The following is a 20,782-nucleotide window of genomic DNA, read 5'->3' on the forward strand; positions in this document are numbered from 1 at the left end:
GCCTGATACAAACCAGAAATCGTACCATGACACCAATACTTATGTTAACTTAATATTATGATAACGTAAAAACCTACAAACAACTAAAAATCAAAATATTGTAAACGAACCCTCTTTTTCTGATTCTACCTTTTCAATCCCCATCCATTTCCATAATTAAATTGGCAATTAAAGCGGTCCACCCCGTTTGGTGCGAGGCACCGAGACCTTTGCCGGTATCGCCATCAAAAAATTCATAGAATAGATGTAAGTTTTTAAAATGCTCGTCGGTGGCAAACTTACTATCCGGGTCATCAGCATGGTATTGAAACTTCCCGTCTGAATTGGCTTCAAAAAGCTTAATCAACCTTTTGGTGAGCTGGTTTGCAATCTGATTGAGGTTAAGTTTGTTACCCGACCCCGTGGGAAATTCATATTGATACGTTGGCCCATAAAACTTGTAATATTTACGTAGCGATTGAATGATCATATAATTTATAGGCATCCAAATGGGGCCACGCCAATTGGAGTTTCCGCCAAACATATTGGAACGGCTCTCCCCCGGTTCGTATTGAATTTGGTGGTACCCATGATGCTGAAAAACGAATGGGTGTTTTTCATGATATTTTGAAAGCGAACGTATGCCATAATCCGAAAGAAATTCGTCTTCGTCCAGCAGTCGTTTAAGAAGGTGCTCCAACCTGAAGGCACGCATGATGGAGAATAAATAGTAGCCTTCGCCGTTGGGGTCATCTAAATTTGAAATCAATGACGCCAAATCGGGGCGCGTTCTTATTATTTCGTTGGCCCTAATCCTAAACTCCTTCAGTTCTTCAAAAAGATCTTTATGCATAATTTCAACGGCAAACATGGGGATTACCCCAACCAACGACCTAACTTTCAATCGGTCGGTGGCCCCACTTGCCATTTCAACTACATCATAATAAAAATTGTCTTCATCATCCCAAAGCGAAATATCCTTCTTCCCGATATGGTGCATCGCCCAAGCGATATTTAAAAAGTGCCTGAAAAACTTAGCGGCAGCCTCTTCATATATTTTATTGGTTTTAGAGAGCTCTAGCGACATGCGCAACATATTTAAAGCGAACATGGCCATCCAGCTCGTGGCGTCAGATTGTTGCATTCGGGTAATACCGGGCGGCATGTGGTTTCGGTCGAAAACCCCAATATTGTCCAAGCCCAAAAACCCACCTTCAAATAGGTCGGTACCACTTTTGTCCTTTTGGTTTACCCACCACGTAAAATTGAGCAACAGCTTTTGGAATGCCGTTTCCAAAAACTCCGTATCACCGCTTCCGTTGTACGCTTTGTCTTTATCGTAAACATGCCACACCGCCCAAGAGTGCACGGGAGGATTCACATCGCTGAAATTCCACTCGTAAGCCGGAATTTGTCCGTTAGGATGCATGTAGTTTTCCTTGAGCACCAAAAGAAGCTGCTCCTTGGCGAAAAACGGATCTACCTCAACAAAAGACGCCATATGAAAAGCCAAATCCCACGCGGCATACCACGGATATTCCCATTTATCTGGCATCGAAATAATATGTCTATTGGTAAGGTGCTGCCAATTATAATTTCTTAAGTTGGAACGCTGCGGTTTTGCTTCTCCGGGGCCTCCAAAAAGCCACTTGAACACATCGTTATAATAAAATTGTTTGGTCCAAAGCAGTCCTGCAAAAGCGTTTTTGGCAATGTCTCGGTGTGTTTCAGGAATATCGTTGTTGATGGTTTCATTGTAAAAGGCTTCGCACTCTTTCATGCGTTGTTCGAACATGGTATCAAAATCAGCCCAAGGATCGTCCATTTTTGTTTTGGTTAAACGAATTCTAATCGTTTTTTCTTGACCCGGCTTGAGCTTCAATTTGTGCCAAACTGCAAATTTAGACCCATTTTTTTCGGGGTTGACTGTCCGTTTTTTATTTACTACGCGCTCATTTATTCCGTCCTTAACGTATTTTACTTCATTAGGAACATTATAAATGCGTTTATTATTGGTTTCGTTTTCGCAAAAGAGTTGCTTCCCTTTTTCGTGATATAAATAATAGCGGCCGTTTCGGGTGCTTCTCGACATCACACTTCGTTTGGAAGTCGATTTTATCGTTGGCCTTGTATGCCGTGTATTATGCTTCCAAAAATTGCGAAACCAAAGATGCGGAAGCACGTGTACCTTAGCTTTTTTTGCACCTCTGTTCACCACGGTTATTTTCATCAGAATATCGCTGGTATCGGCTTTGGCATACTCAACAAAACAATCGAAATAGGCATTGTTTTTGAAACTTTTAGTATCCAAAAGTTCATATTCAAACTCATCGCGACTTCGTTGGTTCCTGTGCACCAAATCTGAATACGGAAATTCGTTTTGCGGATATTTGTAAAGAAATTTACAGTAGGAATGCGTTGGCGAACTCACCTGATGGAAATATAATTCCTTGACATCTTCGCCATGGTTCCCTTGGTTATTAGTCAAACCAAAGAGACGTTCTTTCAAAATTTTATCCTTGCCATTCCAAAAAGCAGGCGCCAAACATAAAATCTCACGGGCATCACAAAACCCTGCAATGCCCTCTTCGCCCCACCTGAAAGCATTGCTTCTCGCCTTGTCGTGATCTATAAACTCCCAAGAAGTACCATGTTCGCTGTAATCCTCACGTACCGTTCCCCATTGCCTATCGGCCAAATATGGCCCCCATTTTTTCCAAGTTTTATATGTATTTGCTTCTTTTAAACGCTCTGCTTCGATACCTTTTTGAACCATGTTGATATGTGAGTTAGTGAATTATGAAGTTGTATTATTGCTATAATGAACGTGCGAAACAACGAAGAACTATTCTCCGGCCTTTCAATTAAAAATACGCTATTTCGAGCAATAAATCATGCTGCCGAAAAAGTATTATTTAATTGATTTTTTCTTGGATTTATTTTGATAACACACTAAAAAACACGGGGCTAATTTGATAAAACAGTAGTTCCTCTATTTTAAAATGTTGTAGCTCACCATAATGTTCATAGAAATCAATCCGCTAAGGCGGCATTTACCAAAATCCTGAACTTTGTCGAAGTGTCGTCGTTTTTTGTTCGCTGGGTTTGTTTCATTAAAATACCGATTAAGTTTTCTTTTGGATCGGCAAAATATTGTGTATTGAAATAACCGCCCCATTCAAAAGTACCTTCGCTGCCACTGCCCCCCAAGTCATGCTTTTTCTTATCGACCAAACCAAAGGCCAAACCATGAACGGCAGTAATATCCTCTGAGATATGTGGAATTTGATTGGTTAAAATCGTTTCAACCGTGGTGCGACTTAACAATCGCTTGCCATTCAACTCTCCCCCGTTTAAATACATATTTAAAAACTTGGCATAATCGGATGCGGTACTGGTAAGCCCCGCGCCTCCAGAAAAGAAGCGTTTTGCACCCTTTTTAGGATAATCGGTATCGTAAAACGTTACTGGATATTTCATCCATTGTCCATTTTCAAAAGTTTGCACAGTTACCAATCTATCGTATTTAGATTCGGGCAAATAAAACTGGGTATCTTCCATTCCCAGAGGCTGAAAAATCCGGGTTTTAAAAAATTCATCTAATGGCATTCCTGAAATAATTTCAATAAAATACCCTAATACATCAATGCTTTCGCTATAAGTAAACCGCTCGCCCGGATTATGGTGTAATGGCAGTTTGGCTAGTATTTTTACGCTTTCTTCTATGCTGATGTTTTTGGTAGTGAACAAATCGGTTACACCTGCTTTGGCATATATTTTTTTGAAACGTGAATCGCTATCAATTTGACCGTAGCCAAGTCCCGAAGTGTGCGTTAACAAATGCCTAATGGTAATGTGGTTTTCGGCAGGCATTGTCGTAAAAGACGAATCGGCTTCCTTAAACGACTTTAAAAGTGTGGCGTTTTTAAACTCAGGAATGTATTTTGAAATTGGCTCGTCCAATCCAAACTTACCCTCTTCCCAAAGCATCATTACCGCGGTTGATGTTATGGCTTTTGTTTGTGAAGCTATCCTAAAAATAGCATCTTTTTCCAAAGTTTTTCCCGAAGCATTATCGGCCAAACCAAAGGCTTTATGGTACACTATTTTTCCATTTCGGAAAATTAAAGCTACTGCACCGGGCACTTTATTTTCTTCAATTGATTGGGAAAGCATGGAATCTATTCTGCTTAACCTTTCATTAGAAATGCCTTCGTTTAAAAATTTGGTTGAAGCATGCGATTCTTCCTTAACGGAAGCCTCCTTTTTAAAACAAGCGGTTAATAAAATAGCGGTTGCAAAAGCAAAAATCAGTCGTTTCATGTGTTTGATTTTGTTGGTTTGTTTAATAGTTAAGACTTGCTAATTTAGGTTTTAATATTAAACAAAAAAATCCCTTTCCGAATAAACGGAAAGGGACTGTAACAGTAGAGAGCTTTTGGGCATACAAAAAATAACCAACCAAATTTTAACCCTAACTTAAAGTTAATCTCGCACACTTACTTGGCTCTCTACAATGTCATTTATAGGCACTATTAATTTCCCTTCTTTTGTTTTTAAGGTTATTGAAACATTATTAATAGATTCCACTTCGCCTTTTATTTCTCCAAATTCAATTTCTTGTCCTATTTCATAAGTCTTTCTGGCATAAAAGGTTTTTAACAGATCGGCCACAATTCTTTGGGCTCCAAAACCAAATGCCAACGCAAAGGCCAGTAAAAAAGCGGCAAGAATTAAAGTTACATTGCTAGTAATGATTTCGGTATCTACCCCTGCCTGGTTTAATGCCGTTATCGACACAAATAGCAATAGTAGAAAAAACACAATTTGACTGATAAACTTCGCCCCCGATAAATCCATCGAATCAAAGAAAGACTTGATGGCTTTTTTAACAAAATTGGCCAATAGCAAACCGATGGTGAAAATGATTAATGCCGAAAATAACTTGGGCAAATAGCCCAAGAAATTTTGTATCTCGGCAGAGACCATGGTAAGGTTCAAAATATCGGTTACCACAATAAGTATCATGATATACATGATCCATTTTACAAACTTGGTGGTAATTTTTATAACATCGAAATTGAGTTTTTTACCATCAAAAATTTCAATATCGTTTATTTTATCGTCCAGTTTATCGGCTTTGGCAAATTTTAATGCTTTTCTTACTATACCAACCAAAAGTTTGGTTAAAAACCAACCAATTATTATAATAGCTATGGCGCCCAAAATATTGGGAATAACTTTTGCCACCTCGGCCGTCATAGCCGACAACGATGCCTTAACGCTATCATTCCAAGCTGTAATTTTATCCATATTTAGTTATTTTGTTATTGGTTATTCTTTCCTTTTTTTTATGGTTTGTTCTATAATTTTTGCTGGGTCTAAAGAGAATAGTTTAGCTAGATCCATAAGCAATTTTGCCATGGCAATATCACTCATAACCTTTGCTTTAAGTTCTTCTGGAACTTCCTTAAGCGGCTGATTTATATGTTTAAACGGATTTTCCATTAGTTAAACTTCTCGTTATATACTTTCAACAACTTATCTTTTGCTCGTTTAATGCGCATTTTCACCGCACTTTCTCCTATGTCTAAAACACTTTCTATTTCCCTAATGGAAAGCCCATCTTGGTATTTTAGCAACAATATCATTTTTTCTTCTGGAGCAATGAGCTCTAAAGCCTCCTTCAACCTATCGACACGCATATTTACAAACCCATCATCGTCATCATCGTCTTCAGAAAGGTTTTCAATATCTTTGTAATCGACAGACTGTTTTTCAAACTTTTTGGCCGTATTTCTAGTTACATAATTTACGCAATGGTTATACGTAAAAGCATACAGCCAAGTTGAAAATTTCGATTTTCCTTTGAAACTCGCCAACTTAACAAAGAGCTTTAAAAATACATCCTGCGCTAAATCTTTGGCTTCATCCTCGTCTTTTGAAAACCCATAACACTTGTTAAACACCAACCCGGCGTATCTATCGTACAAAATTTCAAATAGCAATGTGTTATTGGTTTTAACAATTGCCTTTACCAAATCTTCATCTGATAAATTATTAATGTCGTTGAGGGTTTTCAAATTTAGCTAATCGCCATTAGTTGTTTATAAATATTAAGACACCTTTGCTTTTAAATGGTCACACAAAAAAGTGACATAAAAGCCTAATTTTATTATGTTTTGAGTGCTTTGGGCAACCTAATGTTATTCAAACAGCACACAACACGAATATTACCAATTGGCAATCAACAATATACAAAAACCCAAAATACCAATTACCTTTAAAAATCGTTTAAGTTATTAAAAAAATAAAATTTACGTAAAAACGAGAAACAGTTGACTTTGAATATTTAACTCAACAATGAATAACGCACCAAGAGCTTTCCTCCTTTAACCCATTTTATCCAACCTTTCCCAACGGTCTCAAAATGGTCGTCAATAAGCGCAACAAACATCCATTCATCTAAAATGCGCAAAGGCTTCATAAAACTGTACAGGATGTTTATTCTGTTTGCATGGGCAAATGGTTTTACAAAAACGGAAGACGTATTTGGATTAAAAAACTCAACACTATGCACACCCAACAAAAACTCAGGCCAATATAACGTTTGGCCTTTATGTTTGTTGACATAAGCCGTTTTATGACTTATTGTGTTTACCACAACCTCGACAAATTCTTGGGTAACGGATTGCACTTTAAAATATAGCAAACCGTAATCGAGTTTTAAATGGTTAGGCACTAACCAAGGCGGTGCCGTAGCTATTTCGTAGCCTCCATATTCAGCCTTTTTGAATGTGATGCTGTCTGTGGGACTGTGTTCCATCAATGATTTTTCAAAATTGAGATTTCCGTAAAAATAAAGCACGTTGTTTTCTGAAAAATTTGGAGTAAACATTCCTAAACCCGACTCATTTTCGTTGGATTGAAAATTGGTTTTATAAAGTTTTGCCATAGGTTCGGCTTCCGAAGAAACAGGTTTTGTCGGCACCTCTTTTTTCGGAATTATGGGTTGCTCTATCTTTTGCTTTTCCAACACCCTTGCTTTTTGCTTTTCTAAATACTTAAGGTGAAAATAGCCCCAGAAGCCTACAATTGATACAGCCAATGCTATATTGAGGCGAAAAACAAGCTTCCTTTTGAATTTGTAGGCGATAAAAAGTGCCAGCAAAAGTCCAAGGAACATAGCAACTACGCCATAGCCCAAAACGATGGTGCCACCGGCCAAACCTTGATTTTTTCCTGCACTAACTAGCCCGGCATAACTCAAACCTACAAAGAAGCTAAAAACGAGCATTAAAAAGTAAAACAGAAAGCTATATCCCTTTAACATTTTATGCCCCATAGTTAAAAGTTTATGGTTTTAGTAAAGGTTTCCCCTTGCTTAATCTCCATGGTAAAGGTTTCACTTTTCCCTCTAAATCCCTCCGTGAGCGCTTTTAGGGTAACCTCGTACACCCCCGGATTTAAAATAAATTCTTTCGGGTTGTTATTTGACGATGTGTAAGTTCGGCCACCCGTCACCCCTTTGTTGGCGTTTTTATCCTTGATATTTACCGTAGCATCGACCAAAGCACCTCCACCCGAAGCACCAATTAAGGCAATACCACTTTTAAATTGGTGCTTGGCTTCTACCGTTTTTCCCGATTGCACTTCAACATCTTCTATTTTAAAAGTTGTATGAAGTCCTTTAATTCTAAGTGCCACCAACTCGATATCGTAAACACCAGCATTCACTTCTACAATTTTTGGGCGACCATACGTACGGCTACCGCCCACAACTTCACCACTTTTTGTCATAATTTTACTGGTACAATCCCAACCTTCGCCGTTATTTAGGGTGATAATATTTATTTTTCCACCATCAAAACTTACGGTTTCATGCCCCACTCTACCTTCAATACTTTCTACGGTAAGCGAAGTACCTTTTATTCTGGTGTTTTCCAAAGGCTGGATTTGAAGGTCGTATTTACCGGGAGGCAAATAGAGAAACGAAGTGTCTCTGTACGTTCTGCCCGCATCAACTTCTTCTTTTGTTCCTTTTTTATAGGCCCTTACCCAAGCATCAACTGGTTGTTCGTTTTTGGTGGCATAAATTGAAAAATTCCCTTTTGGGTCATCAACCGTTTGGGAAGTGGCTTCTGTTAACACTTCTTGCAAACCACTGGCATTGGCCGCATCGTGGTAGCTCCCATCACCGGCATTTGCAGCACATTTTAGCTGTTCCTTTTCACCTTCCTTTAAGCCAAACCCAACAATGTGCAACTTAAATTCGATGCCTTCTAATTTAGCTTTTGAAACCACATCGCAAATATCGCCATCGCAGGATTCAATACCGTCGGTTATTAAAATGATAGTCGCCTTGGTTTTATTTTCCTTGAGTGAATTTATTGCGATTGTCGCCGACCGAGCCAAAGGTGTTTTTCCTAAAGGGGTTATTTCTTTAACCCCATTTATTATTTTGACTTTTGAATGGTTCTTTAAATCAACAAGATATTCAATATCGTCGCAATCCCCTTTTTTTCGATGCCCGTAAGCCAACAAACCCACGTTTTGATTTTCGGGAAGATTGCCAACCGTTTCCGCCAAAACATCGGCTGCGATTTCCTTTTTGGTTCTATCTTCCAACTTGCCCCACATGGAACCACTGGCATCATAAATAAACAAAATGGGAGAAACCTCCTGTGCATGGGGCTTCAAGAAAAAACAAAAAACAACGAATAACAATGCTAACTTTTTCACAGGTTTTAATTTTAATAGTTACAAAAAGACAAAAGATGGCTACCATGCATATAGCATATTATCGAGCTCTAGGGGAGAAAAACAACTAAGTATTTAAGTGAAGTAGATTTTGGTTATGTAAGATAGCAAAACCTTTTTATTAAAACAAGGCATTGAAATTGGGCGACAGACACATAGCCAATGGAAATTTATGCCAATAAAAAAGCGGACTTGTTTTATTTTAAGTCCGCTTCTGTATAGTAATCCCAAATTATATGGAATAGCGATTTAAATATGTAAAGCTCTATCGCCAGTTGCAGCAAGCGCCGCTTCTTTAATAGCTTCTGTAAAGGTTGGATGTGCATGGCTCATACGTGAAATATCTTCTGCCGATGCTCTGTATTCCATGGCTACAACAGCTTCTGCAATCATATCGGCAGCACGGGCACCAACCATGTGTACGCCCAAAATTTCATCTGTATTTTTATCGGCCAATACTTTTACAAATCCGTCGATATCCATACTCGCTCTAGCACGACCTAAAGCACGCATTGGGAATTGCCCTGATTTGTATTCCACGCCAGCCTCTTTTAACTGCTCTTCGGTTTTACCTACAGCTGCTACTTCAGGCCAAGTGTAAACGACACCCGGAATTAAATTATAATCGATATGTGGTTTTTGTCCCGCTAATGTTTCGGCTACAAACACGCCTTCTTCTTCAGCTTTGTGTGCCAACATAGCCCCTTTTACCACATCGCCAATCGCATAAATATTCGATGCCGATGTTTGTAAATGATCGTTTACTTCAATTTGCCCTCTGTCGTTTACTTTCACACCAGCGGCTTCGGCATTCAACCCATCGGTGTATGGGCGACGCCCTACAGACACCAAACAATAATCGCCTTTAAATTCTACTTCTTCACCTTTTTTGTTATCGGCTTTTACAATAACCTCATCGCCTTTTCTTTCAACCGATTTTACTTTATGGGAAACATTCATGCCGAATTTTTGTTTCTTCAACACTTTGTTCAATTCTTTTGAAAGTCCGCCGTCCATAGTCGGGATAATGCGATCCATAAACTCAACCACAGAAACCTCGGCACCCAAACGTTTGTATACTTGGCCAAGCTCCAAACCGATTACACCACCACCAATAATGATTAAATGTTTTGGTATTTCCTTTAGTTTTAAAGCTTCGGTAGAAGTAATGATGCGTTCTTTGTCAATTTCGATAAATGGCAAAGTTGACGGCTTACTTCCGGTAGCAATAATGGTGTTTTTTGCTTCAATTTCGGTTGTTTCCTCTCCTGCAATAGTAATATGTGTAGCGTCCTTAAAACTTCCTAAACCTTGGTAAACGTCAATATTGTTTTTCTTCATTAAAAAATCAATACCGCCGGTAGTTTGATCCACCACCGCTTGCTTACGGGCAATCATTTTTTCCAAATTAACCTTAACATCGCCTGGAATTTCAATACCGTGCTCTTCAAAATGTTTTATGGCATCTTCGTAATGGTGCGAAGAATCCAACAGTGCTTTACTGGGAATACACCCTACGTTTAAACAAGTACCTCCTAAAGTTGAGTATTTTTCTATAATGGCAGTTTTCATGCCCAATTGTGCGCAACGAATGGCTGCTACATATCCACCAGGACCGGAGCCTATTACGGCTACATCATATGAGTTCATATTTTTATTTTGAAATTCTTTATTTTTTAACCAAAATCAAAAATACGAATGTTTTACGGTAGCACAATAAAAAAGGGAGGTTTATAAATTGAAATATTGATTTTCAATAAATACTTTAATAATTTTCTCTAAATCGTAAATATAAACTGAAATTTTAACATATTTTTTTCCACCATTTAAACAAATTGCTCAAACGATTAACCATTCTGCTATTTTTTTGCTTCGATTTAAAATCTGCACCCATTTTTTCTGCCCAAACTATTTTTTCGTATATTAATGATTCACATTAATCAAAACCAAAATATTATGGATGAGCATGTTTATAAAAAAATCGAAATTGTAGGCACTTCGGCCAAATCGAGCGACGACGCTATTGAAAACGCCATTAAAAAAGCTTCAAAATCGGTACAAAACCTACGGTGGTTTGAGGTTATCGATACACGCGGCAATATCAAAGAAGGCAAGGTGGATATGTGGCAGGTTACGGTAAAATTGGGCTTTACCATGAAAAATTAATAATGCACACTATATATTTCTCAACTGAAATTATGTAGTTTTGTGCGTCATGCAAAAAAACATCAACATACAGAACAAAAAAGCCAAGTTTCAATATGAAATTTTGGACAAATACACCGCTGGGATTGTTCTGTCGGGTACCGAAATTAAATCAATTAGAAACAGTAAAGCTTCTATTGCCGAAAGTTTTTGCGAGTTTAATGATCGTGGCGAGCTGTTTGTGGTAAATATGACCATTGAAGAATACAAATACGGCACCCACTATAACCATAGGCCTAAAGCCGAACGCAAATTGCTCCTCAATAAAAAGGAGCTGAAAAAGCTTAATAAAGAAGTCCAAAACACGGGGCTGACCATTATTCCGTTGCGATTATTTATCAACGAAAATGGATTGGCCAAGTTGGTTGTTGCCCTAGCAAAAGGTAAAAAACTGTACGACAAGCGTGAAACCATAAAAGACCGCGACAACAAACGCAACTTAGATCGCATAAAAAAAGCCTACAATTAACACTTATGGCTTGTTTTTTGATGAACATGGACAACACTAACCTATCAAATAAAACACAAACCATGAAATACCCCTTGGCTCTCCTTATCGCCATTTTTCTCGGCTTACAAATCCACGCTCAAGACGATTCCTATAAAGAAGAAAAAACCGAAGAACAAGAAGAAAAAATTTTAGACACCACCGCCGTTTACACCCTAAACAAAACCATTAAAGCGCTGTACAGTTCTATTTCAGGTGAAAAGGAAGAAAAAAGAAATTGGAAACAATTTCATTATCTTTTTAAGCCAGAAGCTAAAATGGTAGTTTCACATTTAAATGACGATTTTGTTTACGACACACGTTATTTAAGTCCGAAAGACTATAAAAAAACATCTGAAAAATGGATGATGGAACATGGCTTTATTGAAAAGGAAATCCACCGAAAAGTAGAACATTTTGGTAATATCGTGCACGTTTTCAGCACTTACGAAGCGTTTTATTCCAAAACAGACGAAGAACCTTTTATGCGCGGCGTTAACAGCATTCAGTTGTTTTACGACGGTACGCGTTGGTGGATTGTAAACATTATGTGGGCGCAGGAAAACGACGAAAATCCCATTCCAAAAAAATATTTGCCTTAAGCAACAAACCATGGGAAAACAACTTCCGGAAATTACGCCCGAACTCCAAGAATTTATTAAAAAGCAACACATCTTTTTTGTGGGTACAGCAGCTACCGATGGCCGAGTAAACGTATCTCCCAAAGGTTATGATTCGTTGCGCGTGTTGGGTCCAAATAAATTGGTGTGGCTCAATTTAACAGGAAGCGGCAACGAAACGGCAGCACACCTTTTAAAGAATGACCGTATGACCATTATGTTCTGCGCATTTGAAGGCAAACCACTTATTTTACGGCTTTACGGACAAGCCAAAATTTATCATGAAAGGGATGCCGAATTTCAACAACATATCGGCCTGTTTGAAGAAAACACGGGCTCTAGGCAAATTATCGTGATGGATATTGATTTAGTGCAAACCTCCTGCGGATATTCCATTCCATTTATGGATTTTAAAGAAGATCGCGAACAGCTAAACGCTTGGAGCACCAAACAAGGCAAAGAAAAAATAAAAGCCTACCAACAGGAAAAAAACGCCAAAAGTATTGATGGATTTGAAACGAAGATTCGTTAAATTTAATTGTGTCAAATTCCAATCCCGGTAGCTACCGGGACTAAATTCTAACTGCTAACTGCTAACAAACCTAATTCTTATCCTCCAAAAGCGGCACAAACCTAAAAGAACCAAATTCCTCTTTATCGAATTCCTTAGGGCCTTTGCGGGTAAACATGGTCATTTCCTGTACGTCGTCGCCCACCGGAATCACCAATCGGCCACCAATTTTCAGTTGGCTCAACAACGGTGTCGGCACATAAGGGGCACCGGCAGTAACCAAAATACCATCAAAAGGCGCTTCTTCTCTCAATCCGATATAACCATCGCCAAAAATCAGTTTTTTGGCCCGGTAGCCCAATTTAGGCAAAAACTTACTGGTTTTTTTAAACAGTTCGTTTTGGCGTTCAATACTATAAACCCTAGCGCCCATTTCGCACAATACGGCCGTTTGGTAGCCGCTGCCCGTACCGATTTCCAAAATTTTATCGCCCTTTTTTATTTGGAGCAATTCCGTTTGAAAAGCCACGGTATAAGGCTGCGAAATGGTTTGGTCGGCCGCAATCGGGAAGGCTTTATCCACGTAAGCATAATGCAAAAAGCCCGAGTCCATAAACAAATGCCGCGGAATGTTGTTAATGGCATTTAAAACCGATTTGTCAACTATGCCTTTGTGCTTTAACTCGTTAACCAATTGCTGGCGCAATCCCTTATGCTTAAATGTATCTTTCAATTTTGGTGGTGTTAGAATCGATAAAATTACTCAAAACATTTTAAAGCCTAAAAGCAAATTTTACGGAATTTGACTTTCAAAATTAAGAAGTCAAAAATTAAAGTGAATTCCTTATTTTGACGTTTTAATTATCTTATTTTTGTTGAAAACATAAAAATTATGCTAAAAGCTGGTGTACTTGGTGCTGGGCACTTAGGAAAAATACATTTAAGACTCCTTAAACAATCTGAAAAATACGAACTGGTTGGTTTTTATGATGCCGATGAAGCGCACGGCAAAAAAATTGAAGCCGAGTTTGGCTATAAATTCTTCAATTCAATAGATTCGTTAATTGACGCCGTAGATATGGTGGATATTGTTACGCCAACCCTTTCGCATTTTGATTGCGCCAAGCAAGCCATAGCCAAGGGCAAGCACATTTTTATTGAAAAACCCATTACTAATACCGTTGAAGAAGCCGAAGAAATTAGACGCCTTTTGGCCCAAAATAACCTACGCGGACAAGTAGGCCACGTTGAGCGCTTTAACCCCGCTTATTTAGCAGTGAAAGACGATATTAAATCGCCCATGTTTATTGAAACCCACCGTTTGGCGGAGTTTAACCCAAGGGGCACCGATGTTCCTGTGGTGTTGGATTTAATGATCCACGATATTGATATTATTTTGAGTATCGTTAAGTCGAAAATCAAGCATATTTCGGCAAGTGGGGTTGCAGTAATCAGCGATACGCCCGATATTGCCAATGCCCGTTTAGAATTTGAAAACGGCTGTGTGGCCAATCTAACGGCGAGTCGTATTTCACTTAAAAAAATGCGGAAAGCGCGTTTCTTCCAAAAGGATGCCTATATCTCAGTGGATTTCCTTACCAAAAAATGTGAGGTTGTAAAAATGAAGGATGCCCCTGAACATCCAGGCGATTTCGATATGATCCTCCAAAATGCCGAAGGTGTAAAAAAACAAATTTATTTTGACAACCCAGCGGTACCCGAAAACAATTCTATTTTAGACGAGTTGGAATCGTTTGCCGAAGCCATAAAACACAACCGTGCTCCAGAAGTTACGCTGCACGATGGTACCGAAGCGCTAAGAGTTGCCAACCAGATTATTGATAGCTTTTGAGAGCGTGAAGCATAAAGTTGGAAGCATAAAGAAAGAAGCGTGGGAAAAAACCTAATGCAGACAACTGACTATCAACTCTTAACTAACAACTATTGACTAATAACTACCAACCACTAAAAATACTTCTATGAAAAACATTGCAGTTATTGGCGCAGGCACCATGGGCAATGGCATTGCACATACGTTTGCCCAAAATGGATTTAAAATCAACCTTATTGATGTTAGCGAAGCTTCTTTAAAACGCGGCATGGACACCATTTCTAGAAATTTGGATAGAATGGTAGCCAAAGAAAAAATTACCGCAGCCGATAAAACGGCCACTTTGGCAAACATTTCTACGTTTACCAAAATTTTAAACGGCACACAAAAAGCCGATTTAGTGGTTGAAGCGGCTACCGAAAACCTCAATTTAAAACTCCGTATTTTTAAGGAACTGGACGAAACTTGTGGTGAAAACACTATTTTGGCCACCAACACCTCGTCTATTTCCATCACGCAAATTGCCGCCGCCACCACAAAACCAGAGCGCGTTATCGGGATGCATTTTATGAATCCTGTACCGATTATGGAATTGGTTGAAGTTATCCGTGGTTACAACACTTCAAACGAAGTGACCCAAACCATCATGGCACTTTCAAAAAAATTGGGTAAAACCCCTGTGGAAGTAAACGATTATCCAGGATTTGTAGCCAACCGAATTTTAATGCCCATGCTTAATGAAGCTATTGAAACCCTGTACAATGGCGTGGCTGGCGTTGAGGAAATTGATACCGTAATGAAACTGGGCATGGCACACCCTATGGGACCGTTGCAACTGGTCGATTTTATTGGGTTGGACGTTTGTCTTTCTATTTTGAATGTGATGTACAACGGGTTTAAAAATCCGAAATATGCTCCCTGTCCCCTTTTGGTCAATATGGTCAACGCTGGTAAATTGGGCGTAAAATCGGGCGAAGGTTTTTATGATTATTCCGAAAGTAAAAAGGCAGAAAAAGTTTCTAAACAATTTAAATAGTCTCAGTTGGCAGTACTCAGTTGGCAGTCATTAACTGAATACTGAGTACTGCTTACTGCCAACTAAAAAGCATGGCCAAAGTACTCCCATTTAAAGCCGTAAAACCTACTCCAGAAAAAGTTGAATTGGTAGCCTCGCGTTCGTACCAAAGCTATTCTCCAACCGAAATGGAGCATATTTTAAGCACCAATCCCTATTCGTTTTTAAACATTGTCAACCCCAGTTACAAGCACCAGAACGCCGTCAAAAGGAAAAAGCGCTATACTTTGGTGAAAAACCATTACAAGACGTTCAAAGCCCAAGGTGTTTTTAAACAAGACGATAGAGCTAGCTATTACGTTTATAAAATCAGAAAAAGCAACGGGGTTTCATTCTCGGGCATTATTGCGGCCGCCAGCACCGAAGATTACAAAAACAACGTGATTAAAAAGCATGAAGATACCATTGCGCATCGCGAAAATATGTTTAAGGATTACCTAAAAACAGTGGGATTCAATGCCGAGCCTGTTTTGCTAACCTATGCAGACAACACCTCAATTACCGGTATCATTTCAGAAACACAAAACACAACTCCCGAGTTTGAGTTTTCAACCGATAACGGAGATTTCCATAAACTTTGGAAAATTGAAAGTGATGCCACGATTGGCCAAATTTCAACAGAATTTAAAAACATCGATTCCATTTACATTGCCGATGGCCACCACAGATCGGCATCATCAAATTTATTAACTGAAAGTCTAAAGCAGGAAAACAAAAACCACACAGGAAACGAACCCTATAATTTTTTTATGGGCTTTTTTATTGCAGAATCGGAGCTCAAAATTTATGAATTCAACCGATTGGTGAGAGATTTAAACGGACTTTCAAAAGATCTATTTTTAGAGCAATTGCAACTAAATTTCAGAATAGAAAACCGAGGCACGGACCTTTGTAAACCTACGGAAAAACACCAATTCAGCATGTATCTTGATGGCGAATTTTATGCTATTTCACTACTTGAAAATCAATATAATTTTCAAAATGCGTTGGAGGCTCTGGATGCACAAATACTTTTCCAAATGGTATTAAAGCCTATTTTGGGCATTTCCGATTTACGGAACAATTCGCGCATCGATTATCTGCATGGCAAAAACAGCCTTACGGAAATTAAAAATAAAGTGGATAGCGGAGAATTTGCTGTTGGCTTCGGACTCGTACCCGCGACCATTAACGAGATAAAAGCTATTGCCGACCAAGGTTTGACCATGCCTCCTAAAAGCACCTTCATTCAACCCAAATTAAGTAGTGGGGTAACCGTTTATGAATTTTAGGTTTCTAAATAGACCCGTTACCAGTAACGAAAAACACCAAAATCAACTAAAAACTAAACCAGCACAAAAGCATCAAACAGACGAAAAATCTTAAAAATTTAAGTTATATTTAGCCAATATGAACATTAAAGACAACCTTGAAAAAATAAAATCTTCGTTACCTGACCACGTTACATTGGTGGCTGTTTCAAAAACCAAACCGCTTGGCGATATTATGGAAGCCTACCATGCTGGACAACGCGTTTTTGGCGAGAACAAAATTCAGGATATGGCCGAAAAATACGAGGCTCTTCCAAAAGACATTGAATGGCACATGATTGGCCATGTGCAACGGAACAAGGTGAAATATATGGCACCGTTTGTATCGCTGATTCATGGAGTGGACAATTATAAATTGCTGAAGGAAATTGATAAACAGGCACAAAAAAGCGAACGCATTATTGACTGCCTGCTTCAAATAAAAATTGCTGAAGAAGATTCAAAATTTGGCATGACCTTAGATGATGCTTCAGGGATTTTAAAATCAGAAAACTTTTCAGAATTAAAAAACATTCGGATTACCGGGGTTATGGGCATGGCTACTTTTACCGATGATGATGCCCAAATCGGAAAGGAATTCAATGCTTTAAAATCAGCTTTTGAGAAACTAAAAACCATTGAAGCACCAAACTTTCAACCCAAAACCATCAGTATGGGCATGAGCGGAGATTACCCGTTGGCCATTGAGTGCGGTAGTAATATGGTTAGAATTGGAAGTAGTATTTTTGGGGAAAGAAATTAACACTAAAACCACAGATTATTTACGCAATACTCGACATAGAAACCACTGGCGGAAAGTACAATGAAGAAGGCATTACCGAAATAGCCATTTACAAATATGATGGCCATGAGGTGGTGGATCAATTTATAAGTTTGGTAAATCCCGAACGCGAAATACAGCCCTTTGTGGTTAACCTAACGGGGATAAATAGCAATATGCTACGCAGTGCGCCAAAGTTTTACGAAGTAGCCAAGCGCATTGTTGAGATTACCGACGATTGCATTTTGGTGGCCCACAATGCCAATTTCGATTACAGGATTTTAAAAACCGAATTTAAACGCTTGGGCTTTGACTACGAACGAAAATCGTTGTGCACGGTCGAGTTGTCCAAAAATTTAATCCCGGGGCAACCCTCGTACAGTTTGGGTAAATTGGTCCGCTCTTTGGGCATTCCGGTGACCGACCGCCATAGAGCTTCGGGCGATGCACTAGCCACTGTTAAACTCTTTAAAGTGCTTCTGAACAAAGACACCGAAAAAGATATTGTTAAGCAATCCATCAAATCGAACCCAAAACATCAGCTGGAACCGCGACATATCGATATTATTGAAAATTTACCATCAACTACGGGGGTGTATTACATTCATAAAGCTGATGGAGAAATCATCTATATCGGGAAGAGCAACAACATAAAAAAGCGCATCAACCAACATTTTACGGGCACACATGCCAAATCAAAAAAAATTCAATCTAAAGTATCGGCGGTAACTTATGAGTCTACAGGCAGCGAACTGGTAGCGCTTTTAAAGGAAAGCGAAGAAATAAAAAAGAACAGACCCATTTACAATCGGGCGTTAAGGCGTTCCATTTTCACCCATGCACTCTATAGTTTTCTTGACGAAAACGGTTATATCAACTTAAAAATCGATATTGCCGATGGACGCAAAAAACCCATCACCACCTTTAGCACCAGACAAAGCGGAAAAAGCTTTATTACCAAAGCGGTCGAGGAGTTTAATCTATGCCAAAAACTCACCGGATTGTACAAAACAAAATCCAGTTGTTTCAATTACGATATTAAGGAATGCCAAGGGGCTTGCATACAAAAAGAATCCCCAGAATCGTATAACCAAAGGGTAAAACAACTTATTGACAAAAACAGCTATTCTAACAAAAATATGGTAATCATTGACCGTGGCCGGGATGTGGACGAACGCAGCGCCATATTAATTAAAGACGGTGTTTTTCAAGGTGTTGGTTATTTCAACCTGAATTACCAAATCAACAATATTGATGTTTTGGAATCCATCATCACCCCAATGCAGAACAATAGGGACGTGCAGCACATCATCCAAAGTTACCTCAGAAAAAATAAGCGTTTAAAAGTTATTCACTTAAACGAAAATTAAATCTTTTAGTATTTTTGCGCACTATGGAGAAATCGAGCAACTTTAGCAAATGGAGAGCCAAAATCCACGAAGTGATATATGGCACCCATACCCGTACCGGAAAGTTGTTCGACATTGTTTTACTCATGGCCATCATTTACAGTATCATTATCGTGATGCTGGAAAGTGTTGAGTCTTTCGATAATAAATACCATAATTTTTTCAACATTTCAGAATGGGTCATCACCATTTTGTTCACCATTGAGTACATTTTAAGAATTGTAAGTGTAAAGAAACCAAAAAAATACATTTTAAGTTTTTACGGCATCGTTGATTTACTGTCAACCCTTCCAAAATATATTTCATTCTTTATTTTAGACACCCAGTTTTTAGCTGTTTTCAGAGCCTTGCGTTTGCTAAGAATATTTAGGATTTTAAAATTAATTCGATATGTTGGCGAATCGAATAAACTTATTAGAGCCTTAAGAAACAGTCGGTCTAAAATTTTCATTTTTATATTCTTTGTATTTATAATTTCCATCATTCTGGGTACGGTGATGTATTTAATTGAAGGCCCTGACAATGGCTTTAAAAGCATTCCACAAAGTATTTATTGGTGTATCGTCACCCTGACTACGGTTGGTTTTGGCGATATTACCCCGCAAACTGCCGTTGGGCAAATATTGGCAACCATTATTATGATTATTGGTTACGGCATAATTGCTGTGCCCACCGGAATCGTTTCGGCCGAATACGCTTCAACAAGGGGAAAATCGCCCAACAAGGAAAACAGCTCTTGTGCAAACTGCGGATCTGATATTATAATGGAAGACGCTTCATACTGCAGAAAGTGTGGCCATAAATTAAACGATGAGTAACTATTTAATTTCGATTACTGGCCCTACGGCCATAGGCAAAACGGCATTGAGTATTAAATTGGCTCAGCATTTTAATACTGAAATCATATCGGCCGATTCGCGCCAGTTTTTCAAGGAAATGCAAATCGGCACCGCCGCTCCAACCCCAGAAGAACTCAGTGCCGCCAAGCATCATTTTATCCATCATAAATCCATTCACGACCAGTATAGCGTTGGGGCTTTCGAGCGCGACGCCATAACCCGTTTGGATGCGTTATTCGAAAAACACAACCTAGTGGTAATGGTAGGCGGTTCGGGCTTATATGTTGATGCAGTGGTTAACGGGCTGGATGATTTTCCGGATGTTGACGGGAGTATCCGAGACACATTGAATACCGATTTAGACAAAAAAAGCCTCTCCCATTTACAGGAACAACTAAAAGTTTTGGATCCCATTTCTTATAACACCATTGCTATTGACAATCCGCATCGTGTTATCCGTGCTTTGGAGATTTGTATCGGTACCGGCCAACCCTATTCTTCATTTTTGAACAAAGAAAAAGATAAGCGCAACTTTAAAACCATAACTATTGGACTTTCCGCCGAAAGGCCAACCATTTACAGCCGCATTGAAAAACGTGTGGATATGATGATGGACGACGGTTTATTGGAGGAAGCCAAATCACTCTTTCCGCAGAGGCACCTCAACGCAATGAACACCGTAGGCTACAAAGAACTGTTCAATTATTTTGAAGGCCAATGGAGCTTGGATTTTGCCATTTCTGAAATCAAGAAAAATACTAGACGCTTTGCCAAACGACAACTAACGTGGTTTAGAAAAAATGAAGATACGTTGTGGTTTGATTATTTAACTCCTTCTGAATATATTATTGATGCAATTAATGAAAGAATTTACGCTGAAGAAGAGTTATCAAATTAAGTGCTCCGTTAAGTTATGATTGTTCTGATAAAAAAACTTTTGAGAGGATATCAATTGAAGTTTGAATACTGTTGAAAATTATAATAAGTGGTACATTA

20 protein-coding genes are annotated in these 20,782 nt (G+C 38.8%); 11 read left to right on the forward strand and 9 right to left on the reverse strand.

The features are described from left to right. Positions 1-133: 133 nt before the first annotated feature. The 8 genes from ABI125_11650 to lpdA all read right to left on the reverse strand — a co-directional run bounded on the left by ABI125_11650 (position 134) and on the right by lpdA (position 10,389). Positions 134-2,755, reverse strand: a complete 2,622-nt coding sequence (locus tag ABI125_11650; protein XCF05378.1) for a glucosidase — start codon at positions 2,753-2,755, stop codon at positions 134-136. A gap of 257 nt (positions 2,756-3,012) precedes the next feature. Continuing rightward, positions 3,013-4,302, reverse strand: a complete 1,290-nt coding sequence (locus ABI125_11655) for a serine hydrolase domain-containing protein (GenBank protein XCF05379.1) — start codon at positions 4,300-4,302, stop codon at positions 3,013-3,015. Positions 4,303-4,464: 162 nt separating this feature from the next. Beyond that, on the reverse strand, positions 4,465-5,292 hold the full coding sequence (locus ABI125_11660; GenBank protein XCF05380.1) for a mechanosensitive ion channel domain-containing protein: 828 nt from the start codon (positions 5,290-5,292) through the stop codon (positions 4,465-4,467). A 21-nt stretch (positions 5,293-5,313) separates the two neighbouring features. Continuing rightward, a complete protein-coding gene (locus ABI125_11665) occupies positions 5,314-5,487 on the reverse strand; it encodes a hypothetical protein (GenBank protein XCF05381.1) in 174 nt (57 codons plus the stop codon). Next, positions 5,487-6,062: an RNA polymerase sigma factor gene (locus ABI125_11670; GenBank protein ID XCF05382.1), complete on the reverse strand. Its 576-nt coding sequence runs from the start codon at positions 6,060-6,062 to the stop codon at positions 5,487-5,489. The genes ABI125_11665 and ABI125_11670 overlap by 1 nt, the downstream gene beginning before the upstream one ends. A 269-nt stretch (positions 6,063-6,331) precedes the next feature. Next, positions 6,332-7,324 (reverse strand): hypothetical protein, encoded by a 993-nt coding sequence (locus tag ABI125_11675; GenBank protein XCF05383.1) that lies wholly within the window; start codon positions 7,322-7,324, stop codon positions 6,332-6,334. 2 nt (positions 7,325-7,326) lie between these two features. Continuing rightward, a complete protein-coding gene (locus ABI125_11680; GenBank protein XCF05384.1) occupies positions 7,327-8,721 on the reverse strand; it encodes a VWA domain-containing protein in 1,395 nt (464 codons plus the stop codon). A gap of 267 nt (positions 8,722-8,988) precedes the next feature. Continuing rightward, positions 8,989-10,389 (reverse strand): dihydrolipoyl dehydrogenase, encoded by a 1,401-nt coding sequence (gene lpdA, locus ABI125_11685; protein XCF05385.1) that lies wholly within the window; start codon positions 10,387-10,389, stop codon positions 8,989-8,991. A gap of 276 nt (positions 10,390-10,665) precedes the next feature. Between lpdA and ABI125_11690 the strand changes: the two genes are divergently transcribed. The 4 genes from ABI125_11690 to ABI125_11705 are packed head-to-tail and all read left to right on the forward strand — an operon-like array spanning position 10,666 to position 12,583. After that, on the forward strand, positions 10,666-10,905 hold the full coding sequence (locus ABI125_11690) for a dodecin (protein ID XCF05386.1): 240 nt from the start codon (positions 10,666-10,668) through the stop codon (positions 10,903-10,905). A 49-nt stretch (positions 10,906-10,954) separates the two neighbouring features. Further along, on the forward strand, positions 10,955-11,413 hold the full coding sequence (gene smpB, locus ABI125_11695) for an SsrA-binding protein SmpB (GenBank protein XCF05387.1): 459 nt from the start codon (positions 10,955-10,957) through the stop codon (positions 11,411-11,413). A 26-nt stretch (positions 11,414-11,439) separates the two neighbouring features. After that, positions 11,440-12,033, forward strand: coding sequence for a hypothetical protein (locus ABI125_11700; GenBank protein XCF05388.1), 594 nt, complete (start codon positions 11,440-11,442; stop codon positions 12,031-12,033). A 10-nt stretch (positions 12,034-12,043) separates the two neighbouring features. Further along, a complete protein-coding gene (locus ABI125_11705) occupies positions 12,044-12,583 on the forward strand; it encodes a pyridoxamine 5'-phosphate oxidase family protein (GenBank protein ID XCF05389.1) in 540 nt (179 codons plus the stop codon). Positions 12,584-12,653: 70 nt separating this feature from the next. On the opposite strand, the gene ABI125_11710 is transcribed toward ABI125_11705, so the two are convergent. Then, positions 12,654-13,295: a protein-L-isoaspartate(D-aspartate) O-methyltransferase gene (locus tag ABI125_11710; GenBank protein ID XCF05390.1), complete on the reverse strand. Its 642-nt coding sequence runs from the start codon at positions 13,293-13,295 to the stop codon at positions 12,654-12,656. Between the two features lie 159 nt (positions 13,296-13,454). Between ABI125_11710 and ABI125_11715 the strand changes: the two genes are divergently transcribed. From ABI125_11715 to miaA, 7 genes are all read left to right on the forward strand, one after another. Then, positions 13,455-14,414, forward strand: a complete 960-nt coding sequence (locus tag ABI125_11715) for a Gfo/Idh/MocA family oxidoreductase (protein XCF05391.1) — start codon at positions 13,455-13,457, stop codon at positions 14,412-14,414. Between the two features lie 127 nt (positions 14,415-14,541). Next, a complete protein-coding gene (locus ABI125_11720) occupies positions 14,542-15,429 on the forward strand; it encodes a 3-hydroxybutyryl-CoA dehydrogenase (protein ID XCF05392.1) in 888 nt (295 codons plus the stop codon). 71 nt (positions 15,430-15,500) lie between these two features. Then, entirely contained in the window at positions 15,501-16,739 is a 1,239-nt protein-coding gene (locus tag ABI125_11725; GenBank protein ID XCF05393.1) for a DUF1015 domain-containing protein, read from the forward strand. A 118-nt stretch (positions 16,740-16,857) separates the two neighbouring features. Continuing rightward, complete coding sequence (locus ABI125_11730) at positions 16,858-17,520, forward strand: YggS family pyridoxal phosphate-dependent enzyme (GenBank protein ID XCF05394.1); 663 nt, start codon at positions 16,858-16,860, stop codon at positions 17,518-17,520. A gap of 17 nt (positions 17,521-17,537) precedes the next feature. After that, positions 17,538-18,908, forward strand: a complete 1,371-nt coding sequence (locus ABI125_11735) for an exonuclease domain-containing protein (GenBank protein XCF07902.1) — start codon at positions 17,538-17,540, stop codon at positions 18,906-18,908. Positions 18,909-18,931: 23 nt separating this feature from the next. After that, entirely contained in the window at positions 18,932-19,765 is an 834-nt protein-coding gene (locus ABI125_11740; GenBank protein XCF05395.1) for an ion transporter, read from the forward strand. Beyond that, positions 19,758-20,684, forward strand: a complete 927-nt coding sequence (gene miaA / locus ABI125_11745) for a tRNA (adenosine(37)-N6)-dimethylallyltransferase MiaA (protein ID XCF05396.1) — start codon at positions 19,758-19,760, stop codon at positions 20,682-20,684. The genes ABI125_11740 and miaA overlap by 8 nt, the downstream gene beginning before the upstream one ends. The last annotated feature ends 98 nt before the right edge of the window (positions 20,685-20,782 follow it).

It is taken from the genome of Tamlana crocina (genome assembly GCA_040429635.1).
GTDB classification, from domain to species: Bacteria; Bacteroidota; Bacteroidia; order Flavobacteriales; family Flavobacteriaceae; genus Flavisericum; species Flavisericum crocinum.

Coding starts and splice junctions, on each gene's coding strand:
- ABI125_11650 (XCF05378.1), bottom strand. CDS start 2,755: ATGGTTCAAAAAGGTATCGAAGCAGAGCGTTTAAAAGAAGCAAATACA.
- ABI125_11655 (XCF05379.1), bottom strand. CDS start 4,302: ATGAAACGACTGATTTTTGCTTTTGCAACCGCTATTTTATTAACCGCT.
- ABI125_11660 (XCF05380.1), bottom strand. CDS start 5,292: ATGGATAAAATTACAGCTTGGAATGATAGCGTTAAGGCATCGTTGTCG.
- ABI125_11665 (XCF05381.1), bottom strand. CDS start 5,487: ATGGAAAATCCGTTTAAACATATAAATCAGCCGCTTAAGGAAGTTCCA.
- ABI125_11675 (XCF05383.1), bottom strand. CDS start 7,324: ATGGGGCATAAAATGTTAAAGGGATATAGCTTTCTGTTTTACTTTTTA.
- lpdA (XCF05385.1), bottom strand. CDS start 10,389: ATGAACTCATATGATGTAGCCGTAATAGGCTCCGGTCCTGGTGGATAT.
- ABI125_11690 (XCF05386.1), top strand. CDS start 10,666: ATGATTCACATTAATCAAAACCAAAATATTATGGATGAGCATGTTTAT.
- smpB (XCF05387.1), top strand. CDS start 10,955: ATGCAAAAAAACATCAACATACAGAACAAAAAAGCCAAGTTTCAATAT.
- ABI125_11700 (XCF05388.1), top strand. CDS start 11,440: ATGGACAACACTAACCTATCAAATAAAACACAAACCATGAAATACCCC.
- ABI125_11705 (XCF05389.1), top strand. CDS start 12,044: ATGGGAAAACAACTTCCGGAAATTACGCCCGAACTCCAAGAATTTATT.
- ABI125_11715 (XCF05391.1), top strand. CDS start 13,455: ATGCTAAAAGCTGGTGTACTTGGTGCTGGGCACTTAGGAAAAATACAT.
- ABI125_11720 (XCF05392.1), top strand. CDS start 14,542: ATGAAAAACATTGCAGTTATTGGCGCAGGCACCATGGGCAATGGCATT.
- ABI125_11725 (XCF05393.1), top strand. CDS start 15,501: ATGGCCAAAGTACTCCCATTTAAAGCCGTAAAACCTACTCCAGAAAAA.
- ABI125_11730 (XCF05394.1), top strand. CDS start 16,858: ATGAACATTAAAGACAACCTTGAAAAAATAAAATCTTCGTTACCTGAC.
- ABI125_11740 (XCF05395.1), top strand. CDS start 18,932: ATGGAGAAATCGAGCAACTTTAGCAAATGGAGAGCCAAAATCCACGAA.
- miaA (XCF05396.1), top strand. CDS start 19,758: ATGAGTAACTATTTAATTTCGATTACTGGCCCTACGGCCATAGGCAAA.